The 17,932-nt window shown below is 66.0% G+C and carries 15 protein-coding genes; 6 read left to right on the forward strand and 9 right to left on the reverse strand.

Features of this window, described 5'->3' with window-relative positions; all coding sequences use genetic code 11:
* Window positions 1-8: 8 nt before the first annotated feature.
* From U0042_RS28760 to U0042_RS28770, 3 genes are all read right to left on the reverse strand, one after another.
* Window positions 9-164 carry a hypothetical protein gene (locus U0042_RS28760; RefSeq protein ID WP_157977837.1) on the reverse strand — a complete coding sequence of 52 codons (156 nt, stop codon included), beginning with the start codon at window positions 162-164 and terminating at the stop codon, window positions 9-11.
* Window positions 164-1,411: an MFS transporter gene (locus U0042_RS28765; RefSeq protein ID WP_114811379.1), complete on the reverse strand. Its 1,248-nt coding sequence runs from the start codon at window positions 1,409-1,411 to the stop codon at window positions 164-166. Before U0042_RS28765 ends, U0042_RS28760 begins: the two co-directional genes overlap by 1 nt.
* Window positions 1,412-1,550: 139 nt before the next feature.
* Window positions 1,551-2,477 (reverse strand): LysR substrate-binding domain-containing protein, encoded by a 927-nt coding sequence (locus U0042_RS28770; protein WP_114811378.1) that lies wholly within the window; start codon window positions 2,475-2,477, stop codon window positions 1,551-1,553.
* Window positions 2,478-2,938: 461 nt separating this feature from the next.
* On the opposite strand from U0042_RS28770, the gene U0042_RS28775 reads away from it, so the two are divergent.
* Both U0042_RS28775 and U0042_RS28780 read left to right on the forward strand, forming a co-directional pair.
* Entirely contained in the window at window positions 2,939-4,855 is a 1,917-nt protein-coding gene (locus U0042_RS28775) for a glycosyl hydrolase (protein WP_232833399.1), read from the forward strand.
* Between the two features lie 535 nt (window positions 4,856-5,390).
* A complete protein-coding gene (locus U0042_RS28780) occupies window positions 5,391-5,747 on the forward strand; it encodes a DUF4148 domain-containing protein (protein ID WP_114811377.1) in 357 nt (118 codons plus the stop codon).
* Between the two features lie 128 nt (window positions 5,748-5,875).
* On the opposite strand, the gene U0042_RS28785 is transcribed toward U0042_RS28780, so the two are convergent.
* Window positions 5,876-6,847, reverse strand: a complete 972-nt coding sequence (locus tag U0042_RS28785; protein WP_114811376.1) for a response regulator — start codon at window positions 6,845-6,847, stop codon at window positions 5,876-5,878.
* Window positions 6,848-7,202: 355 nt separating this feature from the next.
* Between U0042_RS28785 and U0042_RS28790 the strand changes: the two genes are divergently transcribed.
* The gene (locus tag U0042_RS28790) at window positions 7,203-7,700 is read left to right on the forward strand and encodes an acyl-CoA thioesterase (protein ID WP_114811375.1); all 498 of its coding nucleotides are present in this window, start codon (window positions 7,203-7,205) and stop codon (window positions 7,698-7,700) included.
* A gap of 125 nt (window positions 7,701-7,825) precedes the next feature.
* Here the strand turns inward: U0042_RS28790 and U0042_RS28795 are convergent, their stop codons facing one another.
* A complete protein-coding gene (locus U0042_RS28795; protein ID WP_114811429.1) occupies window positions 7,826-9,283 on the reverse strand; it encodes a sensor histidine kinase in 1,458 nt (485 codons plus the stop codon).
* A gap of 234 nt (window positions 9,284-9,517) precedes the next feature.
* Between U0042_RS28795 and U0042_RS28800 the strand changes: the two genes are divergently transcribed.
* Window positions 9,518-11,587, forward strand: coding sequence for an AI-2E family transporter (locus tag U0042_RS28800; protein WP_198665324.1), 2,070 nt, complete (start codon window positions 9,518-9,520; stop codon window positions 11,585-11,587).
* On the opposite strand, the gene U0042_RS28805 is transcribed toward U0042_RS28800, so the two are convergent.
* Together U0042_RS28805 and U0042_RS28810 are read right to left on the reverse strand one after the other, a co-directional pair.
* Window positions 11,491-11,955 (reverse strand): GtrA family protein, encoded by a 465-nt coding sequence (locus tag U0042_RS28805; RefSeq protein ID WP_114811374.1) that lies wholly within the window; start codon window positions 11,953-11,955, stop codon window positions 11,491-11,493. The two genes, U0042_RS28800 and U0042_RS28805, sit on opposite strands and share 97 nt — an antisense overlap.
* On the reverse strand, window positions 11,952-13,673 hold the full coding sequence (locus U0042_RS28810; RefSeq protein ID WP_114811373.1) for a glycosyltransferase family 39 protein: 1,722 nt from the start codon (window positions 13,671-13,673) through the stop codon (window positions 11,952-11,954). Before U0042_RS28810 ends, U0042_RS28805 begins: the two co-directional genes overlap by 4 nt.
* Window positions 13,674-13,900: 227 nt before the next feature.
* Between U0042_RS28810 and U0042_RS28815 the strand changes: the two genes are divergently transcribed.
* Window positions 13,901-14,920 (forward strand): glycosyltransferase family 2 protein, encoded by a 1,020-nt coding sequence (locus tag U0042_RS28815; RefSeq protein WP_114811372.1) that lies wholly within the window; start codon window positions 13,901-13,903, stop codon window positions 14,918-14,920.
* A gap of 52 nt (window positions 14,921-14,972) precedes the next feature.
* On the opposite strand, the gene U0042_RS28820 is transcribed toward U0042_RS28815, so the two are convergent.
* On the reverse strand, window positions 14,973-15,302 hold the full coding sequence (locus U0042_RS28820; protein WP_157977835.1) for a hypothetical protein: 330 nt from the start codon (window positions 15,300-15,302) through the stop codon (window positions 14,973-14,975).
* A gap of 71 nt (window positions 15,303-15,373) precedes the next feature.
* On the opposite strand from U0042_RS28820, the gene U0042_RS28825 reads away from it, so the two are divergent.
* Complete coding sequence (locus tag U0042_RS28825) at window positions 15,374-15,634, forward strand: hypothetical protein (protein WP_114811370.1); 261 nt, start codon at window positions 15,374-15,376, stop codon at window positions 15,632-15,634.
* A gap of 25 nt (window positions 15,635-15,659) precedes the next feature.
* Here U0042_RS28825 and U0042_RS28830 read toward each other — a convergent pair whose 3' ends face one another.
* Window positions 15,660-17,690, reverse strand: a complete 2,031-nt coding sequence (locus tag U0042_RS28830) for an EAL domain-containing protein (protein ID WP_198665323.1) — start codon at window positions 17,688-17,690, stop codon at window positions 15,660-15,662.
* Window positions 17,691-17,932: the final 242 nt, after the last annotated feature.

Genomic DNA, 17,932 nt, shown 5'->3' on the forward strand with positions numbered 1-17,932 from the left:
GCGCGGCTTCATCCGCAAAACGACAGGCCTGTCAGCAACGAAACGAGCGCGGCCGGCGTGAGGTAGCCCTCGAAGCACCACACGATGAAGGCGACGAAAACCGCGAAGCCGATCGCCGCCAGCGGCGCGCGGCCGTCCCGCACGATGCGTGCGGCCGCTCTCATCACGCCGCCTGAACGAGAGGCCGTGCGCGTTGTGCCACACGCGCATCGTCGATGGGCAGATGCAGCACGCCGGCCACCACGCCCAGCGCCGCCGCGCCATACCAGAGCATGTCGTACGAGTGCGTCGCATCGTAGACCACGCCGCCCAGCCACACGCCAAAGAAACTGCCCAGCTGGTGGCCCAGAAACACGAAGCCGAACAGTGTGGTGATGTACTTCACGCCGAACACCTGCGAGACGATGCCGTTCGTAAGCGGCACCGTGCCGAGCCAGATGAGCCCCATGACGAACGAGAACACGTAAAGGCTCACCGGCGTGAGCGGCAACACGACGAACATCAGCATGGCCGCCGCGCGCACGAAGTAGATGGCGCTGAGCAGATACTTGCGCCGCAGGAAGCCGCCCGCGTAGCCGCACAGGAACGTGCCCGCGGTATTGGCGAGCGCGATGATGGCGAGCGCCGTGCTCGCATGACGTGCCGTGAGACCGTGATCGAGCAGATACGCCGGCATGTGGGAAGCGATGAAAGCCAGCTGGAAGCCGCACGCGAAGAACCCGGCGTTGAGCAGCCAGTAGCCGCGATGCGTGAGCGCCTCGCGCACGGCGGCCGCAATGGTTTGGGCCGCGCGGTCGGGGACGCCGTCGGTCTTCGCTTTCGGAACGGCAACGGGGCGGTCGCGCAGGAACGCCGCGAGCGGCGCGGTGCTCAGCATGACAAGCGCAAATACGACCGTCGCATTGCGCCAGCCGAGGCCCGTCAGCATGTCCTGCGCGAGCGGCACCATGCAAAACTGACCGAGCCCGCCTATCGTGCCCGCCACGCCCAGTGCCCAGCTACGGCGATCCGCGGGAAAGAGCCGGCTCAAGGCACCGTATACGGCGCCGAACGCGCAGCCCGAAAGCGCCACGCCCACCAGCAGGCCCGTGCCGAGCGTGTAGAAGCCGGCTGTCGCGGAATACGCCATCACAGCGAGCCCCGCGGCATAGAGCACGGCGCCGGCGGCAATTACGCGCGCCGAGCCAAAGCGGTCGGCCACCATGCCGGTGAAGGGTTGCGACACGCCCCAAAGCAGGTTCTGCAGCGCGAGCGCGAAGCCGAAGACTTCGCGCGACCAGCCGTGGTCGAGCGTCACGGGCATGAGGAAGAGGCCCTGCACGTTGCGCACACCGAGCGCGGCGCCCATCACAATGCCGCCCGCCAGCACGAGCAGCCAGCGCCGCCGCCAGGCGTCTTCGGGTTCGATCACAGTGGTCTCCTTGAGGGTTCGTTCAGGGCTCAGATACGCATCGGCGCATTAGAGCCCTGGGAGCCACACGTCTCAACCGATTCTTTGGCATGTGCCGCATGCGCCGCATGCATGTGAAGCGCACCCCTGCGGCGACGGTTCAAAGCCCGGCCGTGCCCGGCGCTTCTGCGGACTTCGCCTCGCTCGCGATCCACGCTGCGACGGCCCGCACGTCGTCGCGCGGATGTTCGTCGGCCTGGTAGAGCCAGTAGCCGTAATCGGTGGCGCGCCCGTTCGTGTCGGGTCCGATCGCCGCAAGGCGCCCTTCGGCGAGCAACGGTCCGACGAGCGGTACGCGGCCCAGCGCAATGCCTTGGCCCGCAAGCGCGGCCTGAATGACCTGATCGTACTGATTGAACCGCACGATGCTACGAACGGGCGCGTCGGCAAGCCCGACGGAGCCGAGGTGGTCGCGCCACTGCAGGAACGGCCGGCGCGCGCCGTCGAATTCGAGCAGCACGTGCCGCGCAAGCGTGCCCGCATCCAGCTGCGTCACGGCTAGCGACGGATGCGCCACCGGCACGATCGCTTCTTCGAAAAGACGTTGCGCGCCGGCCGGGGCTCGTGCCACGGGTGCGTAACGGATGCCGAGATCGACGCCTTCGGCCTGGAGATCGAGCGGCTTGTCCGTGGCGGCGAAGCGCACGTCGATGCCGGGATGGCGCTGCTGCAGGCGCCCCAGCCGCGGCAGCAGCCAGAGCGACGCCACGCCGATGCTCGCCGTGATGGTGACGGGGCGCCGCTGCTTCGACTGGCTCAGCAGTTCGAACACATCCTGGAGTTGCTGCACGGCGCTGTCCGCCGCGCGAAAAAGCCGCTCGCCTTCCGGCGTAAACGAAACGGTGCGATGGCCGCGCTTGAGCAACGCGACGCCCAGCATCTGTTCGAGCGCCTGCACCTGCCGGCTGACCGCCGACTGCGTGAGGCAGAGATCCTGTGCCGCGAGCGTGATGCTCATGCGCCGGCCCACGGCAACGAAGCCGCGCACCGGATCGAGGGAAGCCAGCCGAACGAGGGGAAGTGCCATGCGCGGAACTCATGCAAACGATGCGACGAGGTTGGTGGACGACGCCGCGCGAGTCAAGTCCCATTTAGCGCGGCCCCACACCGCCGAGCGTAGGGACGTGCATAAATTCGCCTGCCATGCATGCCGGCGACTTGAACCCATCATTTACATAAAGTTACATCAATTTACTTTATTCGTACGAATTGAACAGGAAAACAGCCGAGGGACGTTATTTCTGCCGCACGCAAAAAAGTGACAGGTAACAACGAACGAATCACTCTATTTTTCTCTTTACACATCAATAGCTTATTTTAGTTTTCAAACACCATCTAGCAAGTTCTACCGGAGAAATAACATTTCGCGAAGCGTGCCGATCCGAGACTTCTTTTACTCATTTTATTTGATTTATTAACTCGGTAATAAATAGAAAGAGGATGACCCTATACTGCGCGCCTTCGGTAATTTCATGACAGGCGCGGAAAGTGGGCAAGACATTAGAGGCAGGTCAATCGGTAGAACAGGTAGGGGGAAGCGCAGCGCTTCCGGTCGTCCCGGCAATTCCGGGTTTCGCCATCGACGGAAACCGCCCGGCCACGCGCCGCCGTTTCCTCGCCGGGCTCTTCGCCGGTGCCGGCAGCCTCGCGCTGGCGGCCTGCGGTGGTGGTGGCGGCACGTCGGCAGGCAGCGGTGCGTCGGCCACCAACGCGTCGATGTCGCAGCGCATCGCAGCCGCCACGCCCAGCGAGTCGTCCTCGGGCACCACGGTGCCGCCCGCGGCCTCGATCATCGACGGCAACGGTGTGGCCTGGACGCTCTCGAACGGCGCCGTGCTGCGCGCGGGCGCCAACACCGGCTGCCCCGTCGCGGCCACCGTCGTGCTCTATTACAACCGCACGATCTACGCGGCGAACGCGTCGGGCGCGTGGTACATCAACGTCAACAACGTATGGCAGGCGTCGAACGATCCGCGCGAATCGGCATCGGGCACGGTCGTGCCGACCAACGCGGCCTCGATCACCGACGGCAACGGCGTGAGCTGGACCTGGAACGGCGGGGCGGTGCTGCGTGCCGGCGTGAACACGGGTTGCCCGGTGCTCGCCTCGTGGATCCTGTACTGGAACCACACCATCTACGCCTGGGACGCCTCCGGCCTCTGGTACGTGAACCGCAACAGCGCGTGGGTTGCCTCCTACGACCCGCGCGAATCCGCCTCGGGCACGACCGTGCCTCCTCAACGCGCCATCACGGACGGCAACAGCGTGCCCTGGACCGTTGCCAGCGGCGCGGTGCTGCGCAACGGCGCGAACACTGGTTGCCCGGTTGCGGCGTCGCTGCTGCTGTACTGGAACCATACGATCTACGCAGCCGACGCGAGCGGCCACTGGTACATCAACCAGAACAACGCATGGAATGCCACCACCGACCCGCGCAACGCCTCAACCGTCGCGGCCGCCGCCGTGGCCCCCGGCCCCATCTTCTTCGGCATGAACGGCCACATGGCGTGGACCTCGGGCGTGTACGCATCGATGACGGCCGCGCAGCAGGTCTCCATCCTCAAGGACCTGGGCGTGACGAACTATCGTGCGGACGTCGCAGATGCCGGCATGGCGAAGACGGTCGCCAACGCGCTGAACGGCGCGTTCAAGGGCAGCGGCATCTCGATCCTGCCGTGCATCAACCCGATGAACTACAGCCTCACGGTGTCCGAAAGCACGGCGTACAGCTACGGGTACCAGCTCGCGCAATCCATCGCGCAGGTGCTGAAAGGGCTCGTCAGCTATATCGAATGCGGCAACGAACTCGATGCCACGGGGCTCATCAGCAACGGCGCGGGCAACTCGCCGTCGAACTACAACCCGTCGTACTGGCCGGCGTTCCGCGGCATCATTCGCGGCATGATCGACGGCGTGAAGTCCGTGGATCCGAACATCAAGTGCGGCGTGAACGTGGGCGTGCCGCTCGCCTACACCGCGCTGCAGATGCTCTGGAACGGCCAGACGCCCAACGGCTCGGCCACGCCGACCTCGGGCGCCACGCCCGTACGCTGGGACATCACGATGTTCCACTGGTACGAAACCTCGGGCGACATCGTGCGCGCGGGCTCGCAGGGCCTCACCAACGTGCTGCAGATCCTGCAGACCTCGTTCGGCGTGCCGATCTGGATCACCGAATGGGGCTACTACACGGGCGACACGTCGGCCAACCAGGCCGCTTACGTGAGCAATACGCTGCAGGAGTACTACTCGCTGCGCAGCACGTACAACCTGCAGTGCGTGATGATGTACGAACTCATCGACATGGGCGGCGGCGACGACTTCGGCGTGCTGCTTTCGGACGGCGTGACGAAGAAGTCGTCGTACGCGGCGTACAAGAACTTCACGGCGGCTCACGCGGTTTGAGCCGGCGCGACGAGAGTTGACGCGGCCGGTTGCCGGTTTGCCGGTTGCCGCCCAGGCTGCCTGGGGGCTCCGGCAACGGCCGCGGCTTCGTTTCATTGGGGTTGCTCGGGCCTGGTGGGCGGACCGTTGCCGGTCCGCTAGCCAGCCCAATAGAACGCCGTTAGCACGCCCCTACTTGCGACCCGGCTTGCGCGCCTGGTGCTCCGCTTCGGGGCGAGGCCGCAACTCGCTCCCATCGCATTCATTTCCCTCCGCTTCCCCTCCTCTGCTACGGCGCTTCATGCGCGCTGCCATCGAGAACGCCAGGTTTTTTCTCGCCGATGCACACGCCGGGAATAACCGCCGCGAAGCCGTGTTCACAGTTGCATGAGCGCCTGTTGCCCGGCGCCTCATGTCCGACGCCATGCTGCCCGCGCAGGCGTCACGCTGCCCAACCTGAAAACGCGTCGCGGGAATAAAGCCCGAGTCGCCCGAGTTCTACCGGGCATGGCACCGAACACCGTCGTGACTTCATCCACTCATTAAGGATACCGAAATGAAAACGCACTCTCTCATCGCCCTTGCACTTGCCCTCTTCACCACTGCCGGCGTTGTCACGACAGCGTCCGCCGCAGAAAAGACGCGCGCAGAAGTACGCGCGGAACTGATCCAGGCCGAGCAGAACGGCCTGCGCTTCGTCACCGACGCCTCCTACCCCGACGTCGCACCGATCTACCAGCAGCAGGTCGCGCAAATGAACAGCCACGGCGACGCGAAGGTCGCTGGCAGCATGGGCGGCACGGTATCGGGATCGAGCGCCGCAGGCGTGCCGGATACCGCGATGAAAACGAAGATGCCGATGTCGGCGTGTGTGGGTCCGGTCAGCTTCTGCCAACTTTACTTCGGCAGCTGAGCGAGCCGATGTGGGCCGCAGCACCTCAACGCGAACGGCGGCCGGCCACGTTTCGGGTCGGCGCGCCGCACAGCACCGATGACGCAAAGCGCCACGCGCGGCGTTGAGCCTCGCGTGGCACGCACCGGTTACGACGACGCCAGCGTCGCCGCGCTCGTCTCGCGCCAGCGCGCGAACGTCATGACGCCGGGCTCCAGTGCCGCGGCGTCCAGCCGTATCCAGCCGTAAAACGCGCCTTCCCAGCCCGGAATGGGAACGGGCGTGACAAAGCGCGGCTCGATCAGTCCAGGCCGATACGCCTGCGACGGCCAGAACACCGGCATGCGGCGGCGCGTCTCCATGGCGTCGCGCAACGCTTGAGGACCGCCCTCGTCCGTGACGACCTCGCACTGGAACTGCCATTCGGACACGTCCCAGGCCAGAAAGACGCTCGGCGTGCCGGCCGCGTCGAACATCAGCACCGCGTTCTGCTCAGGCCGCCAGTAATACTCGACAATGCCCTCGCGCGCGGCGATCTCGCCCAGCACGGTCTGCGTGCGCGCGTCGCAATACGCGGCACCGACGTCGTGCACGCTGATGTATCCGCGCTGCGCGCAGTGCTTGCGCTTCGCCTGCTCGATGGCCGACGTGAGCTTGCGCGACATGCCGGCATCGGACTTCTTCAGATAGAAGTCGATCAAGCCGTCGTTGAAGGCGTCCACGGCGCGCGGCTCGTCGGCCGTGCCGGTGAGCAGCACCTTCGCGCACGCCATGCCGGAAAGCGCGGAGAGCAACTCGATGCCGTCCATGCCCGGCATCTGGTAATCCACGACGATTGCCGCGATCTCTTCGAAGCGCGTCTTGTTATGCAGTGCGTCCTGACCGAACGCGTTGCCTCCTTTCTTTTCGAACTCGGAATAGGCCGCTCCCGAGAACCGCTCCTGCGGCGCTTCGTGCACACGCGAGGAGAGAAAGTCCAGTGCCGCCGCGGGATGCGTGAAAAAGCGGTTCAGGTGCCGGTCGGCGAAGATGCCCTGCAACGCGTGCAGGAAGTCGGCGCTGTCGTCCACGAAGACGACAGAGGTGGGATAGAACAGCGGTTGTCTGGTGAAGAAGTTCATGCATGCCCCGATTGACGTAAATGTCCGCTCGACGTGCCTGTGAGCGCATGCAGGACCGCACGCATTGCCCCCGCCGGACGGACGTCACGGGGCGCGCAAGCCGGCGATGGTCGTTTTAGTACGCCGTTGCCGCCCAATGACGGATAAACCGCTCCGATTATCCGGCGGCTCCGTCGCCCGGCGCAACTCCCCATTCGACAGGGGTGTGCGCCATGCCGCGCGCGACGCCGTGGCCGCGCCATTCACGCCGCGTTCAGAAATTTTGACAGAGCTTTCGGAAGCCAGAATGGGGCGTTCCTCCATATGGAAGGAGCGCGCGGCTGCCGCCTGCAGCCTTCGTTTCAGGAGTTTCCCCATGCTGGTTCGAGACACGATTCCCCCGGCCCTCACGCGCGGTATCGCGACGCTTTCGCCGGAAATGATGGAAGCCGGTCCCTGCAAGACCTTCCATCACGTCATCGACATTTACCTCAAGGACTCGAATGCCTTCCAGAACACCTACTTCGCACGCTATTTCGAGTGGCAAGGTGTGTGCCGCGAGCGCTGGTTCCACGAGTGCGTGCACAACAACCTGCTCGCCGCGGGCGGCGCCTTCGTCACCAAGCGCGCGCACCAGGAATACGTCGAGGAGACGTTCCCGTTTCAGCGGGTGGACTGCTACCTCAACACGTTCCAGGTACGGCAGTGCTCGGCGTATCTGCTGTTTCGCTTCTGCGTGGACGGGCGTCCCGTCTCGCTCGGCTATCAGCAGATTCTGTTCTCGGACACGAACAAGCGGATCCGGCGGTTTCCCGCCGGGATCATCGAACGCGTCAAGGAATATGAGCTGATCCTGCCGCCGCTCGCGAACTGAGGGCGCCGCCCGCTACGGCGTCAAGCATGGCGGCCTGAAAGCCCGAAGGTCCGAAGCCGGAAGGCGCAAAGGCATGAAGGCGGGAAGCTGTGGAGGCAATGACGGCATGAAGCTATGAAGCCGTCCTAGCCGGCATACCCCTGCCCCGTGCCCCAGCGCCGGGACCGCCCCGGCGGATCGTGCAGCGCGCGGTCCGCCGGGGAGCCCGGCTCCGGCAGGCGCAGCGTGAAGGTGGTGCGCTCGCCGGGCACCGATTCGCATTCGATCTCGCCGCCGAACACCTCGCAGACGCGCCGGCAAAACGCGAGCCCCATGCCGGCTCCGTTGCCGTGGCCCTTGGTGGAGAAGAACGGGTCGAAGATATGCGGCAGCACTTCAGGCGCGATGCCCGGCCCCGTGTCGCTGAAGCGCAGCACGCAATAGCCGCCCTCGCGCATGGCGCTGATCTCGATCGTCCCCCTGCCCGCCTGCTGAATGGCGTGCAAGGCGTTCTTGAGCAGATTGAAGATCACGAAAATGATCAGCGAATCCGAGCCGGAAAAGCGCAGCGACGGATCGATAGGCGTCACCACGACGCGCTCGCGGTCCGGGGCCGAAAACGGAAAGCGGTCGAGCGCCGCCTCGACGCACTCGCGAATGGCATGCGGCACGAAGCTGCGGCGGTCCAGCCGGTCGAGCGTGAACGATGCAAGCGACATCTCCACCACCGTGCTCGTGCTGTCCACCTGGCGTTGAATCGCCGAGGCCAGCGTGGGCAGCCGCTCAGACTGCCCCGGGTACAGTCCGTTCACGAGCAACTGGTGCTGCACGGCAAGCTGGTAGCCGCGCAGCAGTTCGGGCAACGCGGTGCCCAGTTCCTCGGCGTGCATGCCGATGGCCGCGAGCGGCGTGGCCACCTCGTGGGCAACGGTGGCCGCAATCAGATACGGCCGCATCAGCCCATGTCGCACGATGGTGACGGCCAGAATGCCGAGGCTCGCCGCGATGAACAGCACGCCCGGCGGATAGAACGGCCAGCCGTAGTTGACGGCGTAGTCCACGGCGGCAATCGAATAGAAAACCAGACTCACGAGGCTCAGATCGAGCAGCCGGCGCCGTGCGCGGGCGCGCGACTGGCTGCGCGCCGAGATCAGCAGCCATGCGCTGCGCATCGCGAGCAGCACCGTCTGCACGACGTGCACCGGATGCAGGCGCCCCGCGCGCGGGTAGTCGCCGAAGAAGAAGGTGCCGTAGCCCGAGATCACTTCGTCGGTGGCGAGCAGCAGGATGGCGAGCACGAACGAGACGCCATACGACGCGATGAGCACCGGCTGCTCCCCGCGCCGCGCCGCCACTTCCGTCACGAAGTGGTAGTACGTGGTGGGCAGGAACAGGATGAAGAAGTACCCGCATTTGACCAGCACGCCGGCCACTTCGGGGTTGGACGTCTGGAACAGGAACGCCCACGTGCCCTGCCAGGCGAACGTGGTGAGGCACATCAAGGCGAACGGCACCGAGAGGCGCGTCACGCCTTCGGTGAGCAGCACATAAAGCCCGAACCCCAGAAACAGAGCGGATACGAACGCAGGCAGGATGGAGTACATGTGTACCGTCGCGTTGTGCTTCTCGTGGGTGACGCAGTTTTGATGCCGGTACGCCCGCATGCCGGCGGCAGACGACATGGCCTGGGACATCGCCGCAAACGCAGTCGAAACACGACCGGCAAGCTCTGGCGCAGGCCATTGTAAGTGAGCCGCCCGCCCGTCGTCGCGCCTTTTTGTGGTGTTCGGCGGCCTTTTGTGCAGGGGCGGCATGCCGCTTGCTCGCCCAGCCCTATCATGAATCCGTCATTTCCTCCGCGGCGCGAGAACGCCCGCGTGCGGCCGCCCGAGGTGCCGGGCCTGCGCACGCTGACCTCGATGGTGGCGGGCGTCATCGCGATCTGCGCGCTCTACTTCGGGCGCGCCGTGCTCATGCCCATCACGCTCGCCGTGCTGTTGAGCTTCCTGCTCGCGCCCTTCGCCACCGCGCTCAAGCGGGTGGGCTTTCGCCACGTTCCTTCGGTGATCGCCGCGGTGCTCGTGGCGCTCTCGGTGATCGCCGCGACGGGCGTGCTGATCGGCGCGCAGGTGGCGCAGCTTGCCGGCGACCTGCCTCGCTATCAGGCCGCGTTCGAACACAAGGCGCAGGTGCTGCACGAGCAGACCATCGGCCGCGCCGACGCGTTGCTGCGCCGCGCCTCCGGCGCGCTCAACCACGTTGCGCCGTCGCGCGAGGAGGAAGCGAACCGCGAGCGCTCGGCCAGTCCGTCCGACCGGCCGCCCATGCCCGTGGAAGTCCACGAGCCCACGCCTTCGCCGCTCCAGTTGATGCAGCGCTTCGCCTCGCCGGTGGTGAGTCCGCTGGAAACGGCCGGCATCGTGGCCGTGGTGGCGATCTTCATTCTGTTGCAGCGGGAAGATCTGCGCGACCGGCTGATCCGCCTGTTCGGCGCGCGTGACCTGCATCGCACGACGACCGCCATGGACGAAGCCGCCCGGCGCCTCAGCCGCTACTTTCTGGCGCAGGTGGCCATCAACACGGGCGTGGGCGCGCTGGTGTGCATCGGACTCGCCATCATCGGCGTGCCCGGCGCGCTGCTGTTCGGCGTGGTGACGGCGCTCGCGCGCTTCCTGCCCTACGTGGGCGCCTGGATCGCCGGGCTGCTCGCGGTGCTGCTGGCCGCGGCCGTCGGCGCGGGATGGTGGATGGCCGTGTGGACGGCGATTCTCTTCGTGACGGTGGAACTCGCAGCCGGACAGTTCGTCGAGCCGGTGCTCTACGGCAACAGCACGGGACTCTCGCCGTTTGCGGTAATCGTCTCCGCGCTGTTCTGGAGCTGGATCTGGGGGCCCGTTGGACTCGTGCTCTCCACGCCGCTCACGCTGTGTCTCGTCACGCTGGGTCGACACGTGGAGCGCGTGGAGTTCCTCGACGTGCTGTTCGGCGACCATCCCGTGCTCACGCCCGGCGAAAATCTCTATCACCGCTTGCTGGCGGGCGACGCCGCCGACGCGCTCGTGCAGGGCGATACCGTGCTCGCGGGCCGGCCGCTGGAGGCCTGGTACGACGAGGTGCTGCTCGATTGCCTGCGGCTTGCGTACGACGACGTCGAGCGCGGCGTCGTGCCGCCCGAGCAGATCACGCGCGTGCGCCGCACGGCGTTCACGGTGATGGAAGGGCTGGCATCGCATGCGGACGGCGCCGAGGCCGCGGCCGGCGTGGCGGCCTCCGCCTCGACGTCGGCTGCTTCGTCGGAACGCGGCCAGGGGCGCCCCGAGCAACCGGGACAACAGGGCCGCTCAGCCAGTGCCGCGCCATCGACGTCGGCCCATGACGTCACGCGCATGCCGGTGCTCTGCGTTCGCGGACGCGGCGAGTACGACGGCATCGTCGCGGTCGCCACGGCGCAGTTGTTGAATCGCCGCGGCATCGAAGCCACGGTGACGGGCGCGGACCGCTTCTCCCGTACACGCGTGGACGAGGCGAAGCTGCCTCGCGACACCGTGATCTGCATCGCTACGCTGCACGCTCGCGAAGCGCCGCCCTGGCTGCGCAATCTCGTGCGGCGCGTGCAGCCGCGCGCGACGAAGCTGGTCCTCGGCATCGCGTTGCCGAACGACACCGAAGGCATCCCCGACGTGCCCGATCTCGCACCGCCGACGCGCGACGGCAATACTTCGAATCAGGACGAGCTACCGCGCGCGTCCGCTTCCTTCACGGCGCTGACCGAAGCGTGCGTGGACGCCGCGCGCGTCGAGTCCGGCAGTCTTCAGCCCGAATATCGTGCCCGGAACGACCACACCGAATTGACGACGAAGCCGGACAGCAACACCACGCCGGTCGCCACGCACTGCGCGAGCAGGTAATAGACATGCAGGCGCTCGACAAGCGCGTGCATCACCCACGCATTGACCGCCATGCCGGCCGCCGCGACCACGAAAAAGCGCGGCGCCGCATGCGTGTGCTTCGCGTTGCTGCGAAACGTGATGCGGTAATTGAGAACGTAATTGACCACCGCCCCCGCCGCCGCGCCGACTGTCGACGCGATGACGGCACTCGCCGCGTGCGTCGCGGTGAGCGCGACGAGCAGCGCGTATTGCACGGTCGTGCCCATGAGCCCCATCAGCGTGTAGCGCGCAAAGCGCAGCGCGCGGGCTTTGAAGCGGCTCTTCCCGCGATCGTCGATGGACTGGCGGGCAGACCCGTCGCGCACGGTCTTGTCCTGTGTGCTCATTGAGCGGGTCCGTGGAGTGAATCGCCTACGTTGCCTGAATTGCCTGCGTTGCCTGAGTTGTCCCGCGTCGGCGTGGCGCGCGTATTCCAGGCGTAGACCGCAATGCACGGCGGCGGCTTCACGCCATGCAGCGGCACCACGTTGCAGGTGGACTCCACGCGGCGCTCGGGCGCCGGCACCTGGTCCATCAGCGACGGCATGAAGCGCGCGTCCGGCGATGCCGAAACCAGCACGACCGGCTTGCCGGCACGAATGTCGTTGGCCACCGCTTGCACGTCGCGCTTAGGAATGCCGAGTTTTTCGATCATCTCCTGATTCTCGATGCCGGTCACTGCCGGGTCATGCCACTTGACCAGCTGGTGTAGCGGCGGCCCGTAATACGCGAGCAGCACCGCGGATGTATAAGGCGCGAGCACCACTTCGTCGGCCTGCGTCAGCTCTGCGCGCGTGTCGCCGAATACCGCGCACAACGGGGCCTTCGCGCCATCGGCCAGGGCGATCTGCCAGTAGAGGCCCACGCCGAATGCGATCAGCGTGGCCGCGCGCGCAGCGAGGCGCAGCTTCGACGGCACCACGACGGCCCAGGCGAGCGCCACGGAAAGCGGCAGCGTGATCCAGCACAGAATGCGCGGCAACAGGATGGGCTGCTTGATGCTCGCGGCTGTCGCGAGCACGACGAACAGCACGGGAATCGCGACCAGCACGGCCACGGCACGCCGCGGCATGCGCGCCATCCACAGCGTTACAGCGAGAACCGCGAGCAGCAGTGCCGCCACTTCGATACCGGGAAAACGCATGCGGGCGATGGGGCCAGCCACGAGTCCGCTCGCCACGACGAGCAGATCGCGAAACGAAAGCGGCGGAATCCACGAAAGCCCGGTGCCGTGTCGTCCGATGGAAAACATCGCCATGAAAAGCGGCAGCCACAGCACGCCCACGACCCCGTTCGCCGCGAGCCAGCGGACGATAGCACTCGCGCGGGCGTGCCTCGTCGCACGTGCGGTTGCGGCGGCGGCAGACACGACGGGAACCGAAGCCGGCACCGCGCCGAACACGAGCCACGCGAGCACCACCACGTTGCATGCGGCCACGACGAGCGTGAACGTGGCGTGGCTGTAGAGCGAGACCACGGCGCCCGCCGCGTAGAGCAGCAGGTCGCCGGTGCGCTGTTGCCGCAGATATCGCGCAATGCCGAGCAGCATCATCCCCGCCGGGATCAGCGTGAACATGTACACGCGCGCTTCCTGCGAAAAATACACGGCCATCGGCGAGACCGCGAACAGCGCGGCCGACGTGAGCGCAATCGACGTGCGTGCGAACAGCTCGCGCGCCACCGCATAAACGAGCGGCAAGGCCACGAGCGACGCGACCACGGAAAGCGAGCGCAGCGCCGCTTCGCTGTGCCCGAACAGTGCCATCCATGGCTCGAGCATGAAGTAGTAGAGCGGCGGTGTCGGCTCGAGCGTGAGCCCCGTGGTGACGAGAAATTTCGCGCCGAACAGGTCGTAGTAGTAGCGCGAAAAAAGCTCGTCGTTCCACAACGGCAGGTAGTCGAGGTGGTACACGCGAAGCAACACCGCAATCGCGAAGATGGCGAGCGCGATGGGGGCGAAGAGCGTATCGGCGACGGAGCGCTGCGTGAACTGGGCACGCAGTGCGCGCGCAGCGTCCTCGCGGGCTGCATGGTCGGGTGCCGTGCCCGGGTTCGTCGTGTTCATCGATGGGGTCCCTGTGCGCGCGAGGCGCGATCCATTGTCTGCCGGCGAGTGGCAAGAGGATTGCCGCAAGCCTGTGCAGAGGTCACCGTAAAGACCCGCCACCCGAGCGTATGTGTGCTTTCGCACCGAAGGCCCGGCGCATGAGGCGCACGGTAATACGCAAAACGCGGTGCACGCTGTTGCGCGCCGATCGTCCGAACTTGCAGCCCGAACTTCCAGGTGGAACCATGCTCCTCTCGTTGGTGGTGCCCTTTTACAACGAAGAAGATACCGTCGACCATCTGTTCTCGCGCGTGGTCCCCGTGCTCGAATCGCTCGACGGACTGGACTACGAAATCGTGTGCGTGGACGACGGCAGCCGCGACGCCACGCTCGGCAAATTGCAGATCGAGCGGCGGCGCTTCGGCAAGGTCAAGCTGGTCGAACTCTCGCGCAATTTCGGTAAGGAATCCGCACTGACGGCCGGCCTCGACGAGTCGAACGGCGACGTCATCGTTCCCTTCGATGCCGACCTGCAGGACCCGCCCGAAGTCATTCCGCGGCTCGTCGAAAAATGGCGGCAAGGCTACGACGTGGTGCTCGCACAACGCGTCGACCGCAACACGGACACCTTCGCGAAGCGCAAGACCGCGGCCATGTTCTATCGCGTGCACAACGCGCTCGCACCGCAGCACATACCGGAAAACGTGGGCGACTTCCGGCTCTTCACGCGCGAAGTGCTGGAAGCGCTCAAGCTGCTGCCGGAGCGTCAGCGCTTCATGAAGGGGCTTTTCGCGTGGGTGGGCTTTCGGTCCACCGTGGTCGAGTACGTGCGCGATGCGCGCATAGCGGGCCGCACCAAGTTTTCGGGATGGAAGCTGTGGAATTTCGCGCTGGAAGGCTTCACGAGTTTCAGCACCCTGCCGCTGCGCGTGTGGACCTACGTGGGATCCACAGTCGCCGCGTTCGCGGTGCTGTACGGCGCGTTCATCGTCGTGCGCACGCTCCTCAAGGGCAATGCGGTGCCGGGTTATGCGTCGCTCGCGAGCATCATCCTGTTTCTCGGCGGCATTCAACTCATCGGCATCGGCGTGATCGGCGAGTACCTGGGACGTGTGTACTTCGAGACCAAGCATCGCCCCATCTATCTCGTGCGGCGGCGCTACGACCCGATCGAAGCGCTTGCGCAGCAGAGCTACACCGCAGCGCCGGACACGGCTGACGCCGCCGCGCGCTGGACCGGCAAGCCGCGACCCGCGACGACCTGAGCGAATCAGAACGTCGGCGGGATGGCGGTCCGCTCGGGTTTCGCGCGCGAGCTCAGCTCAAGCCCACGGGCGGCTCGCGCGAAGGCGGATCGACTTCGGGCAGACGCTCAGGGTCCGGCGGGATTTCCACGTTGTCGTCGTCGCCGGGAGGCGGCATACGGTCCGGATCGATTTCGGGCAACGGGCCCGGCGGCGGCTGACGGCCCGGCCCCGAAGGCGGCGGCACGCGAGTGTGCGCCACGACGACGACGCGCGCTAACGGACCTTGCGTCGGCGAATCGGGACGGAAAGGTAAGCCTCGCTCCGCGTTCGCGTGGTCTGCACGGTTCGCGTGGTTCGCGTGGTCCACAGGGAAAGGGGACGTGCGCTGTACTGTATCCATGCACCCACCGCAGCAACGGCCGTACCCGCGCGCGGGAGGCAACATGGGCGAATGCGGTTAGACTGTTCGTCATGAACAAGTGCCGTTACTGCGGAAAAATCCGTGACGAATGGGACTGCCACGGATACGAGTGCCGCAGAGCCATTGCGAAGGCGCTGCGGCGGCAGCGTTCGGGCCTGCCTATGGTGCCCGACGTGATTCGCAACGAGATTCCCCCGGGCGCGAGCACCGGTGAGGTGATCGTCCAGCTCTCGCGTCAGCGGCTGCGTGCAAGGCGCGGCAACGAGGAAAGGCGCGAGCGCAAGGCCATCGAAGACGGCGACGACGAGTGAGCGGCACGCGCCCCACTCCGGCCATTCAGGCCACGCCGCCGCGCAACGTCTGCAGCAGATCGGCGAACGGCATGGGCCGTCCAATCGCGTAGCCCTGCGCATAGTCGATACCGATCTCGTTGAGCACACCCAGTATCGCCGGCGACTCGACGAACTCCGCGATGGTCCGCGCCCCCAGCTTGCCGCTGATCTCGTGAATCGACTCCACGATCGCGCGGTCCACGTTGCTGTTCACGATGTCGCGCACGAAGTGGCCGTCGATCTTGATGTAGTCCACGGGAAACTGCTTCAGGTATCCGAACGAACTCACGCCTGCGCCGAAGTCGTCCAGCATGACCGAGCAGCCGCGCGAGCGCAGGAACTCGATCAACTCCATCGCCTGCTTGAGATTGGTGACGAAGGCGGTCTCCGTCACTTCGAAACAGAGCCGCTCGGGCCGCAACGCGGAGCCGTCCAGCAGATCCTGCACGAACGAGACCGTGGACGGATCGCTCAGCGAGTTGGCCGACAGATTGATGGAGAGCATCACGTTGGGCAGATCCGCCACCGTGGGCCCGATGTCGCGAATCACGGCGCCGATCACCCAGCGGTCGATGTCGATCATCAGGTTGTTGCGTTCGGCAGCCGGAATGAAGGCGCCGGGCATCACGAGTTGCCCCGCCTCGTCCACCATGCGCACGAGCACTTCGACGTGCGGCCGCGCATCGCCCGATGCCGGCAGGGCGCGAATCTCCTGCCCGTAGAGCCGAAAACGGTTCGCCTTCACCGCCGACTTGATGCTCGACGCGATGAGCAGGGCCGAATGCTGGCGCGCGGCGTCGCCCACGCCGGGCGTGTAGGTGAAGATGAGATTGCGTCCCGCAGCCTTCGCTGAAGAACGCGCGATGCCTGCCTCGCTCATCAGGTCGCTCACCGAACGCGTGCGGTCCGCGAACTCGGTCAGCCCGAAGCTCGCGCCCAGGTCGTAGACGTGATCGCCCCAGGCGAATTCCAGCGCACGAATTTCCTGCAGGAGCCGCCCGCAGATTTTCTGCGCCTGGTGCATGCGGCAGTCGTAGAGCAAGACGCCGAACTCGTCGGCCCCGAGGCGCGCGAGCAGATCGGTATCGCGCAGTTCATGCGCGAGGAGCCGCGAGACCTGACGCAACAGCGTATCGCCCGCGAGGCTCCCGTCGGCCTGGTTGATCATGCCGAAGCCGTGCAGATCGATCATGCAGAGCGTATGCACGCGGCCATGCTCGACATGCTGATGCAACGCCTGGTCGAGCCGTGCCTCGAATGCCGTGCGGTTCGGCAAGCCGGTCAGCCGATCGTGCATCTCCGCTCGCACGAGTTCGCGATGAAAGCGCCTGTGCTTCGTGCGGTCGGAGTAGACGACGAGCGCTTCGCCATGACGGCCCGTCGTGTCGGGCATCGCGAACACGGACACGTCGACGTCGTAGCTCTTGCCGTGACGGCTCACCAGCATGCTGTTGAATTCGCGCCGCTCCGCCGCCGCACCGCGCGAGCTCCACTGGCGCGGGTCGAAATTGCAGGGGCGTCCGTGCCGGTCGACGATGCGCAGCACTTCCTTGAGCGGCTTGCCGATGGCGCGCTCGGAAGACCAGTCCGTGGTGCGCTCCGCGGCGGGGTTCATGAAGGTCACGCATTGATGGACGTCGGTGCGGATCACGGCCTGTTCGTCGCTGTCCAGCGTGAACTGCACGGTTTCCTCGCGGCGCCGTAGATCGGTGAGGTCGTGCGTGATGACGAGATAGCCGGCAGCGCGGCGCGTGCTGTGCGAGAGTCGCGTCACGACCACGCGCGCCCAGAACTGCGTGCCGTCTTTGCGGCGCAGCCACAGCTCGCCGCTGAAGCGGCCTTCGGCCGTGGCGCTCGACAGGCTGCGTTCGGCGAGCTCCGCGCGTCCGTCTTGCGCCGAAAACAGCTGCCCGAAATGGCGCCCCACGACTTCGCTCGCGCGATACCCCATCTGGCTGGCGGCGCCGCTGTTCCAGGTGACGATGCGGCCGCGGGCGTCGAGTTCGTAAATCGAATATTCCTCGACCGAGCCCATGGCTTGCCGGACCGATCTGCGCGCCGCGGCGCGCGAGGCTGTGTGATCCGGCGTTCTCCGACGTCCGCTGTACAGCCTGAATCCACTGAATGACATTGCTTTGTTCATCTCTTGTGTAGGCGCCGAGTAACGACTGGAAAGCCGCAAACCGAAAAAGAGCGATGCGCAATCCATTCAGAACGTGGACGCCGCCCGGGGTGCATGCGCGCGGTGCATTCTGGCGATGCACTCGCATAGCCGGC

It is taken from the genome of Paraburkholderia kururiensis (assembly GCF_034424375.1).
GTDB lineage: Bacteria > Pseudomonadota > Gammaproteobacteria > Burkholderiales > Burkholderiaceae > Paraburkholderia > Paraburkholderia kururiensis_A.